Consider the following 24,978-nt stretch of genomic DNA (forward strand, 5'->3'; position numbering starts at 1 on the left):
CGTCGTCGAGCGCGGCCAGCGCGGCCTGGACCTCGCCGAGCTCGATGCGGTAACCGCGGATCTTCACCTGCTCGTCGGCGCGACCCAGGTAGCGCAGCTGTCCGTCGGGCCCCCAGCAGACCAGGTCCCCGGTGCGATACATGCGCGCCCCGGGCGCCCCGAACGGGCACGCCACGAACCGCGAGGCCGTCAGCCCGGCCCGGCCCACATACCCGGTGGCCACCCCGTCGCCGGCCACATACAGCTCGCCGACGACACCGGCGGGCACCGGGCGCAACCACGGGTCGAGCACGAACAGGGCCGCGCCGTCCACCGGCAGACCGATCGGCGGCGTCCCGGATCCCCGCGTCAGCGGGGCGCTGATCGCCACACACATGGTGGTCTCGGTCGGGCCGTAGGCGTTCACCATCACCCGACCGGGCGCCCAGCGATCCACCACCTCGGCCGGGCAGGCCTCGCCGACCACCGCCAGCGCCACCGACTCCAGCCCCTTCGGCGACAGCATCGCCACCGCCGACGGGGTCTGCGTCAACACAGTGACCTCCGCGTCGACGAGCAGGGCGTGGAAGTCCTTCGGCGAGCGGGCCACCGACTCGGGCACCACCACCAGCCGGCCGCCGCGCAGCAGCGCGCCGAAGATCTCCCAGACCGACACGTCGAAGGCGTACGAGTGGCTCTGCGTCCACACGCCCACCCGCGGCAGGCCGGCGTCCAGGGTGTCCAGCAGCTGGGTCACGTTGCGGTGGGTGATCGCCACGCCCTTGGGGACACCGGTGGTGCCCGAGGTGTAGATGACGTAGGCGATGCCGTCGGCCGCGACCGCCGGCAGCGGCGTGGCCGCGCGCTCCCCGATCCGGGGGTCCTCGATATCGATGACCGTCACCTGGGAGCCGTTCAGTCGCGACCGCAGGCCTTCGGTGGTGACGGCGGCGACCGGCGCGGCGTCGTCGAGCATGAAGCGGATCCGGGCGCCCGGCGCGGCCGGGTCGATCGGCAGGTACGCCGCCCCGGTCTTGAGCACCGCCAGGATGGCCACGATCGCCCGCGCCGACCGCGAGAACAGCACCGCCACCGACTCTCCCGGCCCCGCGTCCTGCTCGGCGAGCAGGCGCGCCAGCCTGGTGGCGGCCTCGTCGAGTTCCCGGTAGGTCATCGACGTGCTGCCCCAGCTGATCGCCGCCGCGTCGGGCCGGTCGGCGACCTGCGCGTCGAACAAGGCGGGAATCGACGGCAGCGCGGGCAGCGGCCGGGTCAGCACCGCCCGGTTGCCGATCTGGTCCAGGCGGGTGCGCTCGGGCGCGCCGAGCAGATCGACCGACGACAGTGGCCGGCCCGGGTCGGCGGCCATCGCGAGCAGCACCCGCTCCAGCCGGTCGCGCAGCGCGTCGATGGTCTGGGTGTCGAAGATGCCGGTGTCGTACTCCACCCGCAGGCCGAGTTCCTGGCCGGACAGGGCGGCCTGCATCGTCAGCGGGTAGTGGTTGCGCTCGAACACGTTGACGTCGGCGATCGCCAGTTCGTGGTCGACGGCCATCGCGGAGGTGTCCAGCGGATAGTTCTCGTAGGCGAACAGGGTGTCGAAGAGCTGCTCGTGTCCGGTGAGCCGGTGGATCTCGTGCAACGCCAGGTGCTGGTGGTCCAGCGTGTCGGCGTGGGCGCGCTGCATCTGGTCGAGCAGCTCGGTGGTGGTGGTCGACGCCGTCATGTTGGCGCGCACCGGGACGGTGTTGATCATCAGACCCACCATCGATTCGGCGCCGAGCACCTCGGCCGGCCGGCCCGACACGGTGGTGCCGAAGGCGACGTCGTGCTGGCCGGTCAGCCAGGCCAGCAGCTGCGCCCACCCGGCTTGCAGCACGGTGCTGACGGTGGTGTGGCCGGCGCGAGCCAGTTCGCTGACCACGCGGGTGGTCTCCTCGGACAGCGCGAACGACCAGACACCGCGGCCGCCGGGTTCCCGCTGCTGCGGCGGCCCGACCAGCGTCGGGGTGTCGAAGCCGTCCAGCACGTCGCGCCACGCCGCGCGGGCGGCGTCGTGGTCGCGCTCGGCCAGCCAGGTGACGAACCGGCGGTAGGGCGCGGGCGCCGGCAGCCGCTGTCCGGTGTAGCAGGCGAACGTCTCGTTCAGCAGGATCGGCACCGACCAGCCGTCGAGCACGATGTGGTGGATGGTGAGCACCAGCCGGTGCCGGCCGTCGCCCGTGCGGATCAGCGCGGCGCGCACGGCCGGCTGGTCGGCCAGGTCGTAGACCGCGGCGCGTTCGGCGGCGCACAGCCGCTGGATCCGCTCTTCGGGCGCGCTGCCGTTGGGCCTGATCTCGAGGTGGCGCCAGGCCAGCGCCGGGTTGGCCGGGATGATCTGGACCGGCTCGTCGAACTCCTCGCAGAAACGGGCCACCAGGTGCGGGTGCCGGCCGACCACGGTGTGCATGGCGTCGCGCAGCCGGTCGGCGTCCAGCGGGCCGGTCAGGGTCAGGTCGAGCTGCACCGCATAGAGGTGGTCTTCCAGCCGGTCCCGGCCGTCCCGCCGGGAGCCGGCGTGAAAGAGCAGCCCCTCCTGCAGCGGGGTCAGCGGCAGCACGTCGGCGATCCGCAGGCGCCGCTCCAGCCGCTCGATCTGCTGCTGGTCCAGGCGCGCGGGCGCGATGTCCGACGGGGTCAGGCCGCCGCCGCCGTGGCGCACGTGCGCGCAGATGCCGGCCAGGGCCTCGAACCACAGCCGGCTCAGGCGGGCGATCTGGTCGCGGTCCAGCGCCGAGGCCGCCCACGTCCAGTTGGCGTGCAGCTGCGGGCCGTCGGCGGTCTCCATGGTGCCGGCGTTGAGGTCGACGGTGTGCATCAGCGGCATCGGCACCGCGGTGCTGGTCGCGGTGGCCGACGACCCGTCCGGGCTGATTCGCCACAGCTCGTCGGAGAGCTCGGCCGCCGCGCCGCCCAGCCGGCCCAAGTAGTTGAACCCGATGGTCGGGTCGGGGCCGTCCAGGTCGACGTCGCCGTTGAGGTAGCGCAGCAACCCGTAGGTGAGCGGGTCCGGCAGCGCGCGCAGTTGCTCCTTGGCGTCCTTGATCAGCGCGCCCAGGATCGGCGCGCCGGAGGTGACCTGCGACCAGGACAGCCCGCCGACGTGCCCCGCGACGTTCAAAGCCACCGGGTACTTGGAGGTGAACCACCCGACGGTGCGCGACAGGTCGACTCCGGGGGCCAGTTCCTCGTGGCGGCCGTGGCCCTCGACGTCGATGCCGATGGGGGTGCCGACAGCGAGACGGGGGCCCAGGAACTCGGCCCAGGCCAGGGCGAACCCGATCAGCAGGATGTCGTTGACGCCGGCGTGGAATGCCGCCGGCGCCTCGCCGAGCAGCGTGCGGGTGGTCGTCGCGTCCAGGGTCACCGACATGTTCTCGGCGGTCTCGTAGGTGTCGACCTCGGGCCGCACCGCGGGCAGGGCGGACGGGGTCGCGGCGACCCGCCGCCAGGCCTCGGCCTGCTCGGCCACGGCCGGTGACTGCGCGTGCTCGGCGAGCAGCGTCGCCCAGCGGGCGAACGAGGTGCCGCCGGCGGGCAGCGCGACGGGTTGGCCGTGATGATGCTGGCCCCAGGCGATGTTGAGGTCCTCCAGCAGCACCCGCCAGGAGACGCCGTCGACGGCCAGGTGATGAATGATCAGCACCAGCTGACGCGTGGCGGAAACCCACAGCGCGCTGAGCATCACCCCGGCGGCCGGGTTCAACCGCGACCGCGCCTCGACGATCGCCGCGTCCGACAGCTCGTCGACCGCGTGCAGCCGCTGGGCGGCATCGACCGAACCCGGCTCGGGCACCCGTAGCGACCATTCGCCCGCACCCTCGTCCGCGCCCTCGTCCGCGCGATCGACGCGCAGCCGCAGCATGGCGTGCCGGTCCAGCAGGGCCTGCAACACCACCACCACGTCGGCCTCGGTGACGCCGGCGGGTGCCTGCAGGACCATCGTCTGGTTGAACTGGTCGACCGGACCGTCTGCCCTTTCCAGGCTGCGCAGCCACCGGATGATGGGCGTAGCGACGACCTCGCCGACGCCCTCGTCGAGCACGCCGTGCTCGCCGTCGGTGACGCCGGCGACCCGGGCCAGCCGGGCCACGGTCTGCTCGGTGAAGATGTCGCGGGTGCGCAGCGCCAGGCCTGCGGCCCGCGCGCGGGTCACCACCTGCATCGAGGAGATGCTGTCGCCGCCGAGGTCGAAGAAGGAGTCGTCGACGCCGACCCGGTCGACGCCCAGAACCTGGGCGTAGATGCCGGCCAGGGTCTCCTCGGCCGGGGTGCCCGGGGCGCGGTAGCGGTCGACGTCGCGGTACTCCGGTGACGGCAGGGCCCGGACGTCGAGCTTGCCGTTCGGTGTCAGCGGCAGCGCGTCGAGCGCCACGACGGCGGCCGGGACCATGTAGGCCGGCAGGCGATCGGCCAGCCGGGCGCGGGCCTCCACCGGGTCTGCTCCCCCGGTGACGTAGCCGACCAGGCGCTTGTCGCCTGGGCGGTCCTCGCGGGCGATCACCGCCGCCTGGTCCACGCCGTCCAGCGCGGCCAGCGCCGAGCGCACCTCGCCGAGTTCGATGCGATAGCCGCGGATCTTGACCTGCTCGTCGGCCCGACCCAGGTACTGCAACTGGCCGTCGGGCCCCCAGCGGACCAGGTCGCCGGTGCGGTACATCCGCGAGCCGGGCGCCCCGAACGGGCAGGCCACGAAGCGCGACGCGGTCAGCTCGGCGCGGCGCCAGTAGCCGACCGCGACGCCGCCGCCGGCGACATACAGCTCACCGACCACGCCGTGCGGCACCGGCCGCAGGGATTCGTCCAGCACGAACGCCGCGGCCGCCGGCACCGGGGAACCGATCGGCACCGGCCCGGTGGTGGGCGATCCCGCCTGCAGCGGGGCGCTGACCGCGGCGTACACCGTCGCCTCGGTGGGGCCGTAGGCGTTGATCATCGTGCGTCCCGGCGCCCACCGGTCGACCAGCTCGGCCGGGCAGGCCTCACCGGCCACCACCAGCGCCGCGGAGTCCAGCCCCGCGGGCGACAGCACGTCCGCCGCGGACGGCGTCTGGCTGATCACGGTGACCCGTTCGGCAACCAGCAGCGCGTGGAAGTCGTCCGGCGACCGGACCACGGAGTCGGGGATCACCACCAGGCGTCCGCCCTGCAGCAGCGCGCCGAAGATCTCCCAGACCGAGACGTCGAAGGCCAGCGAGTGCCATTGCGACCAGACGCCCTCGCGGGGCAGACCGGAGTCACCGGACGCCAGCAGCCGGGCGACGTTGCCGTGCGTGACGGCAACGCCTTTGGGGACACCGGTGGTGCCCGAGGTGTAGATCAGGTAGGCGACGTCGTCGGCGCTCGGCGCCGGCAACGGGGTCGAGGGTTGGCTGTGCACCGCCGGATCGTTCACGTCGAGGACGGCGACGTGGTGGCCGTACAGCCGCTCGGCCAGCCCAGCGGTGCTGATCGCGACCATCGGCGCGGCGTCGGCGAGCATGAAGCCGATCCGCTCCGCCGGCAGCCCCGGGTCGATCGGCAGATAGGCCGCGCCGGTCTTGAGCACCGCCAGGATCGCCACGATCGCCTCGGCCGAGCGGCCGAACAGCAGCGCCACCCGCTCACCGCGGCTGACGCCGAGGCCGGTCAGCCGGTGGGCCAGCCGGTTGGCGGCCTCGTCGAGCTCGCGGTAGGTCCACGAGCGGTCGTCGCAGCGCAGCGCCACCGCGTCCGGGGTGCGCGCCACCTGCTCGGCGAACAGCGCGGGAATCGAGGCGTCGGTGGTCGCGGGTGCGGTCAGCGCCGCGCGGTTGCCCAGGGCGTCCAGACGGGCGCGTTCGTGCCGGTCCAGCAGGTCCACCGTCGACAGGGCGCTGGCGGGATCGGCCGTCATCGCCTCCAGCACCCGCTGCAGGCGCGCGATCAGCGTCTCGATGGTGGCCGCGTCGAACACGTCGGTGCGGAACTCCACCCGCCCGCCGATCCCGGCGGGCTCGTTGTCCTCGCCCCAGCGTTCGGCCAGCGAGAACACCAGATCCATGCGGGCGACCTGGGTGTCCAGCGGTATCGAGGTCACCTGCACGTCGCCCAGGGCCAGTCCGGCGCCGGGGTCGCTGTCCTGGCCGGCGAAGTTCTGCCAGGCCAGCATCACCTGCACCAGCGGGTGGTGGGTCAGGCTTCGGGTCGGGTTGACGCGCTCGACCAGCACCTCGAACGGCACGTCCTGGTGCTCGAAGGCCTCCAGGCTGCGGGTGCGGACGCGGGTCAGCAGGTCGGTGAAACTCGGGTCACCGGCCAGGTCGACGCGGAGCACCAGGGTGTTGACGAAGAACCCGACCAGGTCGTCGAGCGCGGGGTCGCGCCGGCCGGCGATCGGGAAGCCGACCGCCACGTCGGTGCTGGCGCTGATCTTCGACAGCAGCACGGCCAGCGCGGCCTGCACCACCATGAAGCTGGTCGAGTTGTACTCGCGGGCCAGCCCGGCGACCTGCTGCTGCAGGTCGGCCGGCCAGTCCACCTCGACGGCCGCCCCGCGCTGATCGGCGATCTGCGGGTAGGGCCGGTCGGTGGGCAGCGCCAACCGCTCCGGCATGCCGGCCAGCGCGTCCTGCCAGTAGGCGAGCTGCGCGGCGATGCGGCTGCCGCTGTCGGCGAGTTCGCCGAACTGCGCGCGCTGCCACAGCGTGTAGTCGACGTACTGCACGGCCAGCGGCTCCCAGTCGGGGGCCCGCCCGGCGCAGCGGCTGGCGTACGCCAGCCCCAGGTCGCGGACCAGCGGCCGCAACGACCAGCCGTCGGCGGCGATGTGGTGCACGACGGCCACCAGCACGTGTTCGTCGTCGGCGGTGCGGAACAGCGATGCGCGCAACGGGATCTGGGTGGCCAGGTCGAAGGTTTCGCGGGCCGCGGCGTCGATCGCCTCGCGCAGCCGGCCCGCCGACCAGCCGCGGGCGTTCACGTTCCGCCAGCTCAGATCGGCTTGCTCGACCGGGATCACCACCTGCTGGGGCGTTTCCCCGGTCACGGCGAACACCGTGCGCAGGCTCTCGTGGCGGGCCACCACGTCGGCCAGCGCCGCCTCCAGCGCCGCGACGTCGAGGCGGCCGTGCATCCGCATCGCCGCCGCCATGTTGTAGACCGGCGACGGTCCCTGCAGCTGGTCGAGGAACCACAGCCGGCTCTGCGCGAAGGACAGCGGGACCACCGCCGGACGCTCCCCCGCCACCAGCGGGTCGAGCCGGCCGGTGTCCTCGCCGATGCGCGGCGCCAGCTGCGCGACGGTGGGCGATTCGAAGATGACGCGCACCGGCACGCCGACGTCCATGGCGCTGTTGACCGCGGCGATCACCCGCATCGCCGAGATGCTGTCGCCGCCGAGGTCGAAGAAGGAGTCGTCGACGCCGACCCGCTCGACGGCCAGCACGTGGGCGTAGATGCCGGCCAGGATCTCCTCGGTGGGGGTGGTCGGCGAGCGGTAACCGGCCGCGGAGTATTCGGGCGCCGGCAGGGCGCGGATGTCGAGCTTGCCGTTGAGGGTCATCGGCAGCGCGTCGAGCACCACCACCGCCACCGGGACCATGTAGGCGGGCAGCCGCTCGGCCAGCTGCGTGCGGGCCTCGGCGGGATCCGCGGTGCCGGTGATATAGCCGACGAGGCGCTTGTCGCCCGGTCGATCCTCGCGCGCGATGACGACCGCCTGGTCGACGCCGTCCAGCGCGGCCAGCGCCGAGCGCACCTCCCCGACCTCGATGCGGTAGCCGCGGATCTTGACCTGCTCGTCGGCGCGGCCGAAGTACTGCAGCTGGCCGTCCGGGCCCCAGCAGACCAGGTCGCCGCTGCGGTACATGCGCGATCCGGGCTCGCCGAAGGGGCAGGGCACGAACCGGGTCGCGGTCAGCCCGGACCGGCGCACGTACCCGTATGCGACGCCGCGGCCGGCGACGTACAGCTCGCCGACCACCCCGGCGGCCACCGGGCGCAGCCAGCCGTCCAGGACGAACAGCGCCGTGCCGGGCACCGAGGAGCCGATCGGCGGCGCCCCCGAGCCGGGCGCCAGCGGCGTGCTCATCGACGAGAAGATGGTGGCCTCGGTCGGGCCGTAGACGTTGACCATCGTCCGGCCCGGCGCCCAGCGGTCCACCAGTTCGGGCGGGCAGGGCTCGGCCCCGATCACCAGGGCCGCGGACTCCAGGCCCTGCGGCGAGAGCATCCGCACGGCCGACGGGGTCTGGCTCAGCACGGTGACCTTCTCCGCGACCAGCAGGGCGTGGAACTCCATGGGTGAGCGGGCCACCGAATCGGGCACCACGACGAGGCGCCCGCCGTGCAGCAGCGCGCCCCAGATCTCCCACACCGAGTAGTCGAAGGCGTACGAGTGGAACTGGGTCCACACCTGCCCGGCCGACAACTCGACGCCGACGGCCTGCGCGTCGAACATGCGAGTCACGTTGTGGTGGCTGACGGCCACGCCCTTGGGCAGACCGGTGGTGCCCGACGTGTAGATGATGTGGGCGACGTGTTCGGGTGCCGGCGCCGGCAGGGCGGTGCGCGGCTGGCGTGCGATGGCGCGGTCGTTGATGTCGATGACGATCAGGTCGTGCGCGTGCAGCTTGTCCGCCAGCGCGGCGACGGTGATCGCGGCCATCGGTGCGGTGTCGGAGAGCATGAAATCGATGCGGGCCGCCGGCAGCGCCGGGTCGATCGGCAGGTAGGCCGCGCCGGTCTTGAGCACCGCCAGGATGGCCACGATCGCGTCGGCCGACCGGCCGAACAGTAGGGCCACGGATTCGCCCGGGCCCACCCCGCGGCCGATCAGCAGGTGCGCCAACCGGTTCGACTTCTCGTCGAGTTCCCGGTAGCTGATGGACCGGCCCTCGAAGGTCACCGCCGCGGCCCGGGGGCTGCGCGCCACCTGCGCGGCGAACAGCGCCGGGATCGACGTCGGCGTGGTGGGCCGGGTGAGCACCGCCCGGTCGGCCCAGCCGTCCAGCCGGTCGTGTTCGGCGGCGTCGAGCAGGTCGATCGACGACAACCGCCGCGCCGGGTCGCCGGTCATCACGACCAGCACCCGCTGCAGCCGTTCGATCAGCGTCGCGATGCGTGCCGCGTCGAAGACGTCGGTGTCGTATTCGACCTGCAGGCGCAGCTCCTTTCCGGGCTGGGCCTGCATGGTCAGCGGGTAGTGGGTGGATTCGCGGGTGGTGATGTCGGTGACGGCCAGCTCGTGGTCGGCGGACAACGCGCTGGCGTCGATCGGATAGTTCTCGTAGGCGAACAGCGTGTCGAACAGCTGGTCCTGGCCGGTGATGCGGTGGATCTCGTTGAGCGCCAGGTGCTGGTGGTCCAGCGTGTGGTTGTAGGCGCCTTGCAGCTGGTCGAGCAGTTCGGCGGCCGTGGTCGTGGCGGTGATGTTCGCCCGCACCGGCACCGTGTTGATCAGCAGGCCGACCATGTTCTCCGCGCCGGCGACCTCGGCGGGCCGGCCCGACACGGTGGTGCCGAACACGACATCGCCCTGGCCGGTCAGGGCGCACAGCAGCTGCGCGAACGCGGCCTGCAGCACCGTGTTGACGGTGGTGTGGCAGGAGCGGGCCAGGTCGGTGATGGACTGGCTGAGCTCGGCGGGCAGCGCGAACGATTCCACGTTTTGCCGTCCGGGCTCGGTGCGGTCCTGCGGGCCGACCAGGGTCGGGCTGTCGAAGCCGGCGAACACCTCGGCCCAGGCGGTTCGGGCGGCGTCCACGTCGCGTGCGGCCAGCCAGTCGACGAAGGCGCGGTAGGGCGCCGCCGCCGGCAGCCGCTGGCCGTAGTAGCCGGCGAAGATCTCCCCCAGCAGGATCGGCATCGACCAGCCGTCGAGCACGATGTGGTGGTTGGTCAGCACCAGCCGGTAGCGCTGGGGGGCGGTGCGCAGCAGCGCCACCCGGAAGGCGGGGTGGTCGGCGAGGTCGCCGCAGACCGCGGCGCGCTCGGCCGCGCACAGCCGTCGGATCCGCGCGTCGGCGTCGGCGTCGCCGTCGAGCTCGACGTACTGCCAGGACGCCGCGGGGTCGGCCGGGATGATCTGGACGGGCTCGTCGTAGTCGTCGCAGAACCGGGCCACCAGGTTGGGATGCCGGTCGATCATCGTCTGCACGGCGTCGCGCAACCGGTCGGGGTCGAGTGGGCCGGCGATGCTGATGTCCAGCTGCCCGGCGTACAGATCCTCGCTCGCTTGCGCGGTGTTGGCGTGGAAGAGCAGTCCCTGCTGGACCGGGGTGAGCGCCAGCACGTCGGCGATATTGTGTTGGCGCGCAAGCTGATCGAGCTGCGGCTGGGTGAGCCGGGCCGGTGCGATGTCGGACGGGGTCAGGCCGCCGCCACCGCAGCGCACGTGCGCGCAGATGCCGGCCAGCGCCTCGAACCACAATCGGCCCAGCCTGGTGATCTGCTCGTCGCTGCATGCCGAGGGCGCCCAGGTCCAGTTGGCGTGCAGCCGCGGTCCGGCCGCGGAGTCGACGGTGACCGCGTTCAGCTCGACGGTGTGCATCAGCGGCATCGGTATCGCGGTCGCCGCGCGGGTGACCGTCCAGCCATCCGGGTCGGGCCGCCACATGTCGTCGGTGAGCTCGGCCGTACCGCCCTGGCGTCCCAAATAGTTGAAGCCGATCGGCGGCTCCGGCGCGTCCAGGTCGATGTCGGGGTTCAGGTAGCGCAGCAGCCCGTAGCTCAGCGGGTCGGGCAGGGCGCGCAGCTGTTCCTTGGCGTCCTTGAGCACCGCGCCCAGCGCGTCGCCACCGGCGGCGACCTGCGTCCAGGAGATACCTTGTAGCGCAAGGGATACCGGGTATTTGGTGGTGAACCAGCCCACGGTGTGGGACAGGTCGACGTCGCGGCCCAGTTCCTCGTGGCGCCCGTGGCCCTCGACCCCGATGCCGACCGGCGCGCCGCCGCCCGAGAATTCCGCGCATGCCAGCCCGAACGCGATCAGCAGAATGTCTTGCACGCCGGCGTGGAACGCCGCGGGCACAGCGCCGAGCAGCATGCCGGTGGTCTCGGCGTCCAGCTCCATCGAGAGGTGTCCGGCCGTGGCGAAGGTGTCGGCCTCGGGGCGCACCGCGGGCAGCACAGCGGGCGTGGCCGCCGCGGCCGCCACCCGCTGCCAGGTGTCGGCCTGGCCGACCACGTCGCGGTGGCGCGCATGCTCGGCCAGCCGTGCCGACCAGCGGGCGAACGAGGTGCCCACGGTCGGCAGCGCCACCGGCTGCCCGCCGTGCTGCTGGGCCCAGGCGATGTTCAAGTCCTGCAACAGGATTCGCCACGACACGCCGTCGACGGCCAGGTGATGAACGATCACGACCAGTTGACGGGTGGCGCTCGCCCACACCGCGCGCAGCAGCACGCCGGCGGCCGGGTTCAGCCGCGAGCGCGCCTCGATGACCGCCGCCTCGGACAGTTCGTCCACCGTGTGCAGGCACGCGCGGGCGTCCACCGCGCCGGGCTCGGGCACCGTCAGCGACCAGCCCATGGCGGGGTCGTTGTCGACGTGCAGCCGCAGCATGGCGTGGCGATCCAGCAGGGCCTGCAGCACCGTGACGACGTCGGCCTCGGTGACCGCGGCCGGGGCCTGCACGAGCATGGCCTGGTTGAACTGGGCGACGTCACCGCCGGCGTTGTGGACGTCCTGCAGCCAGCGGATGATCGGGGTGGCCTCGACCGGCCCGAGCCCCTCGTCGGCCACCGCGGTGGCGGCGTCGAGCACTTCGGCCACCCGGGCCAGCCGGGCCACCGTCTGCTCGACGAAGATGTCGCGCGTCTTGCACACCAGGCCGGCGGCACGCGCCCGCGTCACCACCTGCATCGACGAGATGCTGTCGCCGCCCAGGTCGAAGAACGAGTCGTCGACGCCGACGCGCTCGAGGCCGAGCACCTGCGCGTAGATTCCGGCCAGGATTTCTTCGATGGCGTTGTCGGGGGCCCGATACCGGTCGGCGTCGGAGTATTCCGGTGCCGGTAGGGCGCGGGTGTCGAGCTTGCCGTTGGGGGTGAGCGGCAGGGCCTGCATCACCACCACGGCGGTCGGGATCATGTAGCCCGGCAGCCGCTCGGCCAGCGCGGCGCGCACCGCGGCGGGGTCGGCGGTGCCGGTGACATAGCCGACCAGGCGCAAGGCCGCGGGGCGGTCCTCGCGCGCCACCACGACCGCCTGCTCGACGCCGTCCACCCAGGCCAGTGCCGCGCGCACCTCGCCGAGTTCGATGCGGTAGCCGCGGATCTTGACCTGCTCGTCGGCGCGGCCCAGGTAGTCCAGCTGCCCGTCCGCGCGCCAGCGCACCAGGTCACCGGTGCGGTACATGCGCGATCCCGGACCGCCGAACGGGCAGGCCACGAACCGCGACGCGGTCAATGCCGACCGCCGCCAGTAGCCGCAGGCGACGCCGGCGCCGGCCACGTACAGCTCGCCGACCACACCCGGCGGCACTGGCCGCAGCCACTCGTCGAGCACGAACGACGCCGCCCCCGGCACGGGGGAACCGATCGGCACCACGCCCGGTGCGTCGGCCTCCAGCGGTGCGCTGATCGCCGCGTACACCGTGGCCTCGGTGGGGCCGTAGGCGTTGATCATGGTCCGTCCCGGCGCCCAGCGGTCCACCAGTTCGGACGGGCAGGCCTCGCCGGCCACCACCAGCGTGACCGACTCCAGTCCCTCGGGCGCGAGCGCGCCCGCCGCGGACGGGGTTTGGCTGAGCACGCTGACCTGTTCGGCGACCAGCAGCGCGTGCAGGTCTTCCGGCGAGCGCGCCACCGATTCGGGCACCACGACCAGTCGGCCGCCGTGCAGCAGCGCGCCGAAGATCTCCCACACCGAGACGTCGAACGCGAGCGAATGCCATTGCGACCACACGCCCGAACGCGGCAGTCCCGACTCCCCGGACGCGAGCAGCTGGGTGACGTTGCGATGGGTGACGGCAACGCCTTTGGGGACCCCGGTGGTGCCCGAGGTGTAGATCAGGTAGGCGAGGTGTTCGGGTGCCGGCGCGGGCAACGCGGTGGCGGGCCGGGTGTCGACGGCGGGATCGTTGACGTCGATGACCGGGATGTCGTGGCCGTCGAGCCGGTCGCTCAGGTCGGCTGTGGTGATCGCGGCGATCGGCGCGGCGTCGTTGAGCACGAATCCGATCCGCGCCTCGGGCAGCGCCGGGTCGATCGGCAGGTAGGCCGCCCCGGACTTGAGCACCGCCAGGATCGACACGATCGCCTCGGCCGAACGCGAAAACAGCAGCGCCACAGTACGTCCGGGGCGGGCGCCCTGGCCGGTCAGCAGGTGGGCCAACCGGTTCGACGCCTCGTCCAGCTCGCGGTAGGTCAGCGAGCGGCCGGCACAGACCAGCGCGACGACGTCCGGGGTGCGGGCTGCCTGCGCGGCGAAAAGAGCTGGGAGGGAATCGGTTTGGGGCGCGGATGCGCTCAGCGCGGCGCGGTTGCCGAACGCGTCCAGCCGGGCGTGTTCGGTGTCGTCGAGCAGATCGATCGCGGACAACGCCTGGGCGGGATCGGCGGTCATCGCGAGCAGCACCCGCTGCAGCCGGTCGACCAGCGCCCGGATGCTGTCCTCGTCGAAGACGTCGGTGCGGAATTCGACGGTTCCGCCGATTCCGGCGGGTTCGCCGCGCTCGTCCCAGCGTTCGCCCAGCGAGAAGGTCAGGTCCATCCGGGCGGTCTGGGTGTCCACCGGAATCGGCGTGACATCGACGTCGCCCAGGGTGAATCCGGCCGCGGGGCCGGCGTCGTGGCCGGCGAAGTTCTGCCAGGCCAACATCACCTGGATGAGCGGGTGATGGGTCAGGCTTCGGGTCGGGTTCAGCCGCTCGACCAGCACCTCGAACGGCACGTCCTGGTGCTCGTAGGCGGCCAGGCTGCGCTGGCGCACCTGGGATAGCACGTCGGCGAAGCTGGGGTCACCGGCCACCTCGACGCGCAGCACCAGGGTGTTGACGAAGAAGCCCACCAGCTCGTCGAGCGCGGGATCGCGCCGCCCGGCGATCGGGAAGCCCACCGCCACATCGGGATTGGCGCCGATCTTGGCCAGCAGCACGGTCAACGCGGTCTGGATCACCATGAAGCTGGTGGCGTTGTGGTGGCGAGCCACATCCCCGACGCGCTGCTGCAGCCCGGTGGGCCAATCGATTTCGACGGTGGCGCCGCGCTGGTCGGCCACCAGCGGGTAGGGCCGGTCGGTGGGCAGCTGCACCCGTTCCGGCATCCCGGCCAGGGCGCCTTCCCAATAGGACAGCTGGGCGGCGATGCGGCTGTTGCCGTCGTCGAGATCGCCGAATTGGGCGCGCTGCCACAGCGTGTAGTCGACGTACTGCACCGGCAGCGGCGCCCAGTCGGGGCCGCGGCCGGCGGCCCGGCCGGCGTACGCGACCCCGAGGTCGCGCACCAGCGGGGTGATGGACATGCCGTCGGCGGCGATGTGGTGCACCACGGCGACCAGCACATGCCGGTCCTCGCCGAGCCGGAAAAGCTCGGCGCGCAACGGGATTTGGGAGGACAGGTCGAAGGTGTAGCGCGCGGTGGCGCCGATCGCCTCCTCCAGCTGGCTTGCCGACCAGGCGCTGGCGTCGACGACCTCCCAGCCGAAGTCGGCCTGGTCGGCGGGGATGACCACCTGCTGCGGCGTCCCCTCGGGGGCGGCGAACAGGGTGCGCAGGCTCTCGTGGCGGGCCACCACGTCGGCCAGCGCCGCGCCGAGCGCATCGGCGTCGAGCGCACCGTCCAGGCGCAGCGCGGCCGCCATGTTGTACACCGGTGAGGGCCCTTGCAATTGGTCGAGGAACCACAGCCGGTTCTGCGCGAACGACAACGGGACGATGGCCGGCCGCGCGCCGGCGGTCAAGGGCTGCAGCCCGTTGCCGCCCTCCCCGAGCCGGGGTGCCAGCTGGGCGATCGTGGGCGCCTCGAACACGACCCGCACGGCGAGGTCGGCGTCCAGGCTCGCGTTGATCGCGGCGATCAGGCGCATGGCGGAGATGCTGTCGCCGCCGAGGTCGAAGAAGGAGTCGTCGACGCCGACGCGTTCGGCGTTCAGGATGTCGGCGTAGATGCCGGCCAGGATCTCTTCGGTGGGGGTTTGCGGTGCGCGGTATTCACCCGCGGTGTATTCGGGCGCCGGCAGGGCGCGGGTGTCCAGTTTGCCGTTGGCGGTCAACGGAAAGGCCTCGAGCGCCATCACCGCGGCGGGGACCATGTACGCGGGCAGCCGTTCGGCCAGTGCGGTTCGGACGGCGGCGGCGTCGGCGCTGCCGGTGATGTAACCGACCAGCCGCAAGGCGCCCGGGTGGTCCTCGCGGGCGATGACCACGGCCTGCTCGACCCCGTCGAATCCGGCCAGCGCGGACTGGATTTCGCCGAGCTCGATGCGGTAGCCGCGGACCTTGACCTGCTCGTCGGCACGGCCGAAGTACTGCAGTTGCCCGTCGGCGTTCCAGCGCGCCAGGTCGCCCGTGCGATACATGCGCGTGCCGGCTCCGCCGAAGGGGCAGGCGACGAACCGCGACGAAGTCAGCCCGGGCCGGCCGACATATCCCGCGGCCACACCGGATCCGGCGACGTAGAGCTCCCCGACGACGCCGGGCGGCACCGGCCGCAACGACCCGTCGAGCACGAACAGCGCCGCCCCCGGCACCGGGGACCCGATCGGCACCGGCCCGTGGGCCGCCGACCCGGGCGCCAGGGGCGCGCTGATGGTCACACACATGGTGGTCTCGGTCGGGCCATAGGCGTTGACCATCACCCGGCCGGGCGCCCATTGGTCCACCACCTCGGCCGGGCAGGCCTCACCGGCCATCACCAGCGACACCGATTCCAGGCCCTCGGGCGAGAGCATCGCCACCGCCGACGGCGTCTGGGTCAACACGCTGACCTGCTGGGCGACCAGGACGTCGTGCAGGTCTTGCGGGGAACGCGCCACCGATTCGGGCACCACGACCAGCCGGCCGCCGCGCAGCAGCGCGCCGAAGATCTCCCAGACCGAGACGTCGAACGCCAGCGAGTGGCAGTGCGACCACACCCCCGCGGCCGGCAGCCCGGCGTCCAGCGAGCCCAGCAGCTGGGTCACGTTGCGGTGGGTGATGGCAACGCCTTTGGGGACGCCGGTGGTGCCCGAGGTGTAGATCAGGTAGGCGACGCCGTCGGGCCCGGGCAGCGGCAGGCTCGTTTCGGGCAGGGTGTCGATGCGGCGATCGTTGACGTCGATGACGGTCACGCCGCGTCCGTCGAACCGCGCGGCCAGGTCGGCGGTGGTGATCGCGACGACGGGCTTGGCGTCGCCGAGCATGAACTCGATCCGGGCGTCGGGCGACGAGGGATCGATCGGCAGGTACGCGGCCCCCGTCTTGAGCACCGCGAGGATGGCGGCGATCGCCTCGGCCGACCGCGAAAACAGCAGTGCCACAGTCTGTCCCGGACCGGCGCCCTGCGCCGCCAGGCGGTGCGCCAACCGGTTGGACGCCTCGTCCAGCTCGCGGTACGTCACCGACAGGCCCTCGCACACTAGCGCCACGGCCTCGGGTGCGGCGGCGACGTGCGCGGCGAACAGTTCGGGCACCGACACCGGCGGGCCGGCCGGCCCGGTCAAAACGGCGTTGTTTCCCAGCTTTTCGAGGCGGTCGCGCTCGGCATCGTCGAGCAAATCCACCGACGACACCGGGTGGGTGGGATCGGCGGTCATCGCGGTCAGCACCCGCTGCAGCCGCGCGATCAAAGTCTCGACGGTGGCCGCGTCGAACACGTCGGTGCGGAATTCCACCCGTCCGCCGATCCCGGTGGCCTCGCCGGCCGCGGTCCAGCGCTCGGCCAGGGAGAACACCAGGTCCATGCGGGCCGACTGGTCGGCCACCGGTACGGACGTGACCTCGAGGTCGCCCAGCGCCAGGCCGGCGGCGGGGTCGTCGTGCCCGGCGAAGTTCTGCCAGGCCAGCATCACCTGTACCAGCGGGTGGTGCGTCAGGCTGCGGGTCGGATTGACCCGTTCCACCAGCACCTCGAACGGCACGTCCTGATGCTCGAACGCCGCCAGGCTGCGCGCCTGGACGCGCTCCAGCAGTTCCGTGAAGGTGGGGTCACCGGCCAGGTCGACGCGGAGCACCAGGGTGTTGACGAAGAAGCCGACCAACTGGTCGAGGGCGGGGTCGCGCCGGCCGGCGATCGGAAAGCCAACGGCCACATCGGAACTCGCGCCGACCTTGGACAGCAGCACCGCCAGCGCGGCCTGCACCACCATGAAGCTGGTCGCGTTGTGCTCGCGGGCGAGCCGGCGGACCTGCTCCTGCAATTCCGCGGGCCAGTCCACCACCACGCTGTCGCCGCGCTGATCGGCCACCGGCGGGTAGGGCCGGTCGGTGGGCAGCGCCAGCCGCTCGGGCATGCCCGCCAGGGCTTCCTCCCAGTAGGCCAGCTGGCCGCCGATGCGGCTGGAGCCGTCGTCGAGGTCGCCGAACTGGGCGCGCTGCCAGAGCGTGTAATCGATGTACTGCACGGACAATTCGGCCCAGCCCGGTGCGCGCCCGGCGCGCCGGCTGGTGTAGGCCACGCTGAGGTCGGCGCTCAACGGCGTGAGCGACAAACCGTCCGCGGCGATGTGATGGACCACGATCACCAGGATGTGCTCGTCCTCGGCGAGCGCGAAAAGCTGTGCGCGGATGGGGATTTCGGTCGCCAGATCGAAGGTATGGCGCGTCGCCGCCTTGATGGCGTCGTCCAGCTGGTCCGCCGGGTACGCGGTGGCGTCGATGACGTCCCAGCCGATGTCGGCGCGCTCGACGGGCACCACCAGCTGTTGGGGCGTTCCCTCGTGCGCCGGGAACAGGGTGCGCAGGCTTTCGTGGCGGCTCACCACGTCGGTCAGCGCGGCGGCCAGGGCGCCGGCGTCGAGCCGCCCGCGCAGCCGCAGCGCCGCCGCCATGTTGTACAGCGGTGACGGGCCTTGGAATTGGTCGATGAACCACAACCGGTTCTGCGCGAACGACAACGGGACCACCGCGGGCCGCTCGGCCGCCACCAGCGGCTCCAGGCCGGCCGCGCTCTCCGCGATGCGCGGCGCCAGCTGCGCAACGGTGGGTGCCTCGAAGACGACGCGCACCGGAAGGTCGCTGTCCAGCGCGGCATTGATCGCGGTGACCAGCCGCATGGTGGACAGCGAATCGCCGCCCAGGTCGAAGAACGAGTCGTCGACCCCGACGCGTTCCACCCCCAGGATTTGGGCGTAGATGCCGGCCACGATCTCCTCGACCGCGGTGCTGGGGGCGCGATAGTTGCGATAATTGCCAGCGGTCCGGTAGTCCGGCGCGGGCAGGGCGCGGGTGTCGAGCTTGCCGTTCACCGTCACCGGCAGCGCGTCGAGCGCCACCACCGCCGCCGGGACCATGTAGCCCGGCAGTCGCTCGCCCAGCGCGGCGCGCGCCTTGCCCGGTTCGGCCGAGCCGGTGACATAACCGACCAGGCGCTTGTCCCCGGGGCGGTCCTCGCGGGCGACGACGACCGCCTGCTCCACCCCGTCGAGCGCGGCCAGCGCCGCCTGGATTTCGCCGAGTTCGATCCGGTAGCCGCGAATCTTGACCTGCTCGTCGGCGCGGCCCAGGTAGCGCAGCTGTCCGTCGGGTCCCCAGCAGACCAGGTCCCCGGTGCGGTACATGCGGGTGCCGGGTTGGCCGAACGGGCAGGCCATGAACCGCGATGCGGTCAGCCCGGGGCGGCGCCAGTACCCGACCCCCACGCCCTCGCCGGCCAGATACAGCTCGCCCACCACGCCGGCGGGCACCGGGCGCAGCCATTCGTCGAGCACGAAGAACGCCGCGCGAGTGACCGGTGAGCCGATCGGCGGGAATCCCGAGCCCGCCTGTAGCGGGGCACTCTTGCAGGCCCACATGGTGGTTTCGGTGGGGCCGTACACGTTGACCATCACCCGGCCCGGCGCCCAGCGGTCCACCAGCTCCGGCGGACACGGCTCGGCCCCGATCACCAACGCCGTGGAGTCCAGGCCGTCGGTGGGCAACAGCCCCACCGCCGACGGGGTCTGGGTCAACACCGTCACACCCTCGCGCACCAGCAGGGCGTGGAACTCCTCGGGTGAGCGGGCCACCGCGCCGGGGACCACGACGAGTCGTCCGCCGTGCAGCAGCGCACCCCAGATCTCCCACACCGAGAAGTCGAAGGCATACGAGTGGAACTGCGTCCACACCTGCTCGGCCGACAAGGCGAACCCGAGCCGCAGATCATCGAACAGCTGCGCGACGTTGTGTTGGGTGACCGCAACGCCTTTGGGCACACCGGTGGTGCCGGACGTGTAGATCACGTGCGCCAGATCGGTGGGCGCCGGCGCGGGCGGCGGGGTGCTCGGCTGGGCCGCGACCGCCGGGTCGGCCACGTCGATGACGGTCAGGTCGAAGCCGTGGAACTTCTCGGCCAGCTCGGCGGTGGTGACCGCGGCCCTCGGGGCGGCATCGGTGAGCATGAACTCCACCCGTGCGCCCGGCAGCGCCGGGTCGATCGGCAGATACGCCGCCCCGGATTTGAGCACCGCCAGGATCGCCACGATCGCCTCGGCCGACCGCGAAAACAGCAGCGCGACAAACTCACCCGGGCCCGCGCCGGACTCGACCAGCAGATGCGCTAACCGATTGGCCGCCTCGTCGAGCTCCCGATAGGACATGGACCGGTCCTCGAACGTCACCGCCACGGCGTCCGGGGTGCGCGCCGCCTGCGCGGCGAAGAGTCCGGCAACGGTCACCGGCTCCATCGGGTCGGCCAACACGGCCTGGTTGCCCCACGCGGCCAGCCGGGCGTGCTCGGTGGTGTCCAGCAGGTCCACCGACGACAACCGGCGCTCCGGCTCGGCGGTGACGGCCGCCAGCAGCCGCTGCAGCCGTTCGATCATCGCCTCGACGGTGTCCGCGTCGTATACGTCGGTGCGGTACTCCGCCGTCACCGCGATGCCGGCGCGCTGACCGGACTCGGTGAACCGTTCGGCCAGCGAGAACGTCAGGTCCATGCGAGCGGTGTTGGTGTGCAACGGCATCGGGGTGACCTGCAGGTCACCCAGCGCCAGCCCGCCCGCGGGCGCGGTGACCTCGCCGGGGAAGTTCTCCCAACCCAGCAGCACCTGGATCAGCGGGTGGTGGGCCATGCTCCTGGTGGGGTTGAGCCGTTCCACCAGCAGTTCGAAGGGGACGTCCTGGTGCTCGAAGGCGGCCAGGCTGCGCCGCCGCACCTGGGCCAGCAGCTCGGCGAACGTCGGATCGCCCGCCACGTCGACGCGCAGCACCAGGGTGTTGACGAAGAACCCGATCAGCTCGTCGAGCGCGCGTTCGGAGCGCCCGGCGATCGGGAAGCCCACCGCCACATCGGTACTGGCGCTGATCTTGGACAGCAGGGCGGCGAACGCCGCCTGAATCACCATGAAGGGGGTCGCGTTGTGTTCGCGGGCCACCCGCTGCACCTGTTGCTGCAGCTCCGCCGGCCAGTCCGCCGCCAATCGGGCGCCGCGGTGGTCGGCCACCTGCGGGTAGGGCCGGTCGGTGGGTAGCTGCAGGCGTTCGGGCAGGCCGGCCAACGCGTCGGTCCAGTAGTCGAGCTGCGCGGCGATCCGGCTACCGCTGTCGTCCACGTCGCCGAGATACGTGCGCTGCCACAGCGTGTAATCCACGTACTGCACCGCCAGCGGGGCCCAGTCGGGGGCGTGTCCCGCGCACCGGCTGGCGTATGCCACCCCCAGGTCGCGCGCGAACGGGGTGATCGACCAGCCGTCGGCGGCAATGTGGTGCACCGCGACCACCAGCTGGTGTTCGGTGTCGGTGACGGTGAAAAGCTCTGTGTGCAGCGGGCTTTCGCTCGACAGGTCGAACGCGTACTGGGCCGCGGCGGCCATGCGCTCGCGCAGCCGGTCCTCCGGCCAGCCGCGGGCATCGACGACCTCGCAGGCGAAGCCGATCTGGTCGGCGGGAATCACCACCTGCTGCGGGATTCCGTCGGCCGCGGCGAACACCGTGCGCAGGCTTTCGTGGCGGCCCACGACGTCGGCCAGCGCCGCGGCCAGCGCACCGGTGTCCAGATCCCCGCGCAGCCGCAGCGCCACGGTGACGTTGTAAATCGGTGAGGGGCCCTGGAATTGGTCGATGAACCACAGCCGGGTCTGGGCGAACGACAGCGGGATCACCGCCGGGCGCTCCCCCGCCACGAGGGGCTCCGGCCGGTCGCCGTCGCCGCCGGCCAGCAGCGCCAGTTCGGCGGCCGTCGGCGCCTCGAAGACGGCCCGCACACCGAGGTCGGAGTTCAGGCTGGTGTTCACCGCGGCGATCAGGCGCATCGCCGACAGCGAATCCCCGCCCAGATCGAAGAACGAGTCGTCGACGCCCACCCGCTCCAGGCCGAGCACCTGGGCGTAGATGCCGACCAGGATCTCCTCGGCCGCGGTGGCCGGGGCGCGGTAGCGGTCCACGTCCTGGTATTCCGGCTCCGGAAGGGCCTTGCGGTCGAGCTTGCCCGACGAGGTCATCGGGAATTCCTCAAGCGCCACAATGTGTGTCGGCACCATGTATTCCGGCAGCCACGCGCTGAGCCGCTCGCGCACCTCGCCGATCTTGGTGTTGGTCCGGGGGTCGTTGGCGTGGCTGGTGCGCCGCCGGGACCCGGTGGGGGGCAGGTAGACGTCGGTCAGGGGCGCGGCGTAGTTGGGGTCGCCGGTGTCGACGAAAACGGCGCTGAGGGTGCCGGGTACCGCACCCCAGGTGACCGCGACGCGATACCCGGCGGCCTCGCCGATGCGGTGCACCTCTTCGGCGACGGCGGCGCCCGACACGGCGTCGGCGGTGGCGAGCGCGTCGGCCACGGGCTGCCCCTCGGCGAGCGCCGTTTCGACGCGAACGTCCGCGATGACCCCGGCGTGCGGGATGTCGGTGACGCGCACAACGGCGGGACGCTGGGACGCCAGCACGTCGCCCAGCCCGTCCGAGCCCGCGCATTCGGTCCACGACCAGGTGGGTGCGTCGCCCACCGAGCGCACCGCCGCGGGCGCTTTGCGGATGACGACGTCGTACCGGTAGCGGTTGAGTTCGTTGTCGGCGAAGCCGCGTTTGACTTCGATGTCGACGCCGCCGGCCGACGGGCAGCTGACCGCCCAGGTGGTGAAAAACTCTGGCGCCAACAGCAATTCGGTCTCGCCGAGCATGGCGTGGCGGACGCGCTGACGGATGTCGGCGGCCTCGGTGGCGGCGGCGCCGCCGCGCGACAGCGCGATCGCGGTCTGGAATGCGCCCTGCAGGCTGTGGTTTCGCACGTCACCGATGAACACGGCCCCGCCGGGGGCCAGCAGCTCCATGGCGTTGTCGATGACCTCGGCCAGATAGCCCGCGTTCGGGAAATACTGGACGACCGAGTTGAGGATGATGGTGTCGAAGTGGCCGCGGGGCAGCCCGTCGGTGACATGGGCCGGCTGGGTCCGCAGCTGGACCCGGTCGCGCCAGGGCAGCTGCAGCTGCTCCATTGAGCGGGCCAGGTTCTCGATGGCCACCGGGGAGAAATCGGTGGCCAGATATTCGTCGCAGTGCGGGGCGAGCTGCGACAGCAGCAGCCCCGAGCCGGCGCCGATCTCGAGCACGCGTCGCGGTCGCAGGTCCGTGATCCGGTCCACCGTGGCGGCCCGCCACTCGATCATCTCCGCGAGCGGGATCGGGTCGCCGGTGTAGCTGCTGTTCCAGCCGCGGAAGTCCATGCCGAACCGCGACTCGAGGTCGGCGCCGTAGAGATCGTCGTAAAGGTGTTGCCACTCTTCGACGTTGTCCTCGTCGTGGTCGGCGCCGATGGTGTGGTCGAGCGTGACGTAGGCGACCAGATGCGAGCCGGTGGCGCTGTCCAGCACGGTGACGGCGGCCTGGGTGACCTGCGGGCAGGCCAGCAGGGTGTTCTCGATTTCGCCCAGCTCGATGCGCTGGCCGCGCAGTTTGATCTGGCTGTCGGCGCGCCCGACGAAGTCCAGGTCCCCGTCGCGCGTCCAGCGCACCAGGTCGCCGGTGCGGTACATGCGGTCCCCGGGGCCGCCAAATGGGTTGGCCACGAAGCGTTCCGCGGTCAGGTCCACCCGGCCCATGTAGCCGTGCGCCAGCGCCGGCCCGCTCACGTACAGCTCGCCCACCACGCCGACGGGAACCGGCTTCAGCCAGGCGTCGAGCACCACCGCGCACACGCCCGGCAGCGGGGTGCCGATGCGAACCGGCCCCTCGGCCGACAGCGGCGCGCTGAGGGTGACCCAGATGGTGGTCTCGCTCGGGCCGTAGACGTTGAACATCCGCCGACCGGGCGCCCAGGCGGCGACCAATTCCTTCGGGCAGGCCTCGCCGCCGACCATCAGCTTGTCGAAGCCGGGCAGCCGGGCGCGATCCAGCGACGACAGCACCGTCGGGGTCAGGAACGCCGCGTTGACGCGCTGGCTCTGCAGCAGGGCGGTCAGCGGCTCGCCGGCGTACACCTGCGGTGGCGCCACCACCAGCGCGGCGCTGGCCGCGGCCGCCAGCACCATCTCGCCGACCGACGCGTCGAAGGTCGGCGAGGCCACCATCAGCACTCGGGTGTCGGTGTCCAACTCGGACGCTTCGCATTGCGCCGCAGCCCATCCCAGCAGGCCGGCGTGGCTGACCAGCACGCCTTTGGGGGCGCCGGTCGAGCCCGACGTGAAGATCGCGTAGGCGCTGTCGCGAGCGGTCAGCGGCGCCAGACGGTCGGCGTCGGTGATCGCCGCGGCGTTGTAGCCGGACAGGTCCAGGCCGTCGATCCGCAGCACGGGGCGCGCCCCGGCGCCGGCGACCTCGTCGGCGCCGCGCGTCAACACGCACAGCGCGCCGATGGCGTCCAGCACCGCGGCGACCCGCTCGACCGGATGATCCAGGGCCACCGGCGCGTGGATGCCGCCCGCCTTGACCACGGCCCACCAGGCGACCACCAGTTCCGCGGACCGGCCCACCGCGACGCCCACGGCGCGCTCCGGGCCCACACCCGCGTCAATCAGCTTGCGCGCCAACCGCGTCGACCACTCGTCGAGTTCGCGGTAGGACAGTTCCCGCGCACCGTCGACCACCGCCGGCGCGTCCGGGGCGATCGCCAGGGCCGCGGCCAGCAGCTGCGGCGCCACCCCGACCGGCCCGGTGACACCGGCGCCCGACAGCCGCGTCAGCACCAGCTCGCGCTCGGCGCGGTCCAGCAGTTCGACCTCCGAGAGCCGCCGGGTGGGATCGCTGGTCATCGCCACCAGCACACGCTGGAATCGGTCCAGCAGCGAGGCGATGCCAGCGGGGTCGAACACGTCGGCGTCGTATTCGACGTGCAGCCCGAGTTCGCGACCGGGCAGGGCCTCGACGGTCAGTGGGTAGTGGTTGTACTCCCGGTTGGTGAACTCGGCGATGGCCAGCCCGTCCGGGCCCAGCGTCATGCCGCTCTCGACGGGGTAGTTCTCGTAGACGAACAGCGTGTCGAAGAGTTGATCGTGACCCGTGACGCGGTGAATTTCGCTGAGCGCGAGGTGCTGGTGCTCGAGCGCGTCGTTGTGGCTGCTCTGCAACTGGGCCAACAGGTCTGCGGTGGTGGTGCTCGCGCGGATGTCGGCGCGTACCGGCACCGTGTTGATCAGCAGCCCCACCATCTGTTCGGCGTCGTCGACCTCCAGTTGGCCGACGCGCGATCGCGGGGTGCCGAAGACGACGTCGTGCTGGCCGGTCAGGGAGGTCAGCACCACGGCCCAGGCCGCCTGCAGGACGGTGCTGACGGTGGTGTGGCAGGAGCGCGCCAGGTCGGTCAGGGCCTCGGTGATTTGCTCAGGCACACAGGACTTTTCGAAACCGCGGTCGCCTTGGCCCAGCCGGTCCTGCGGTCCGACCAGGGTGGGTGTATCGAAGCCGGACAGCAGCTGGCCCCAGGCGTCCCGGGCGGCGTCGAGGTCTCGATCGGCCA

At 72.1% G+C, this 24,978-nt stretch carries 1 protein-coding gene (only partly in view); it reads right to left on the reverse strand.

Going from position 1 to position 24,978, the window contains the following annotated elements; translation table 11 throughout:
* Positions 1-24,978 carry part of the coding region annotated (locus A5659_RS25305) for a non-ribosomal peptide synthetase (protein ID WP_067185088.1) on the reverse strand (this coding region is incomplete at its 3' end). The annotated region continues 5,026 nt past the right edge of the window, so 24,978 of the 30,004 annotated nt are shown.

It is taken from the genome of Mycobacterium sp. 1165196.3, assembly GCF_001673415.1.
Classification (GTDB): Bacteria; Actinomycetota; Actinomycetes; order Mycobacteriales; family Mycobacteriaceae; genus Mycobacterium; species Mycobacterium europaeum_A.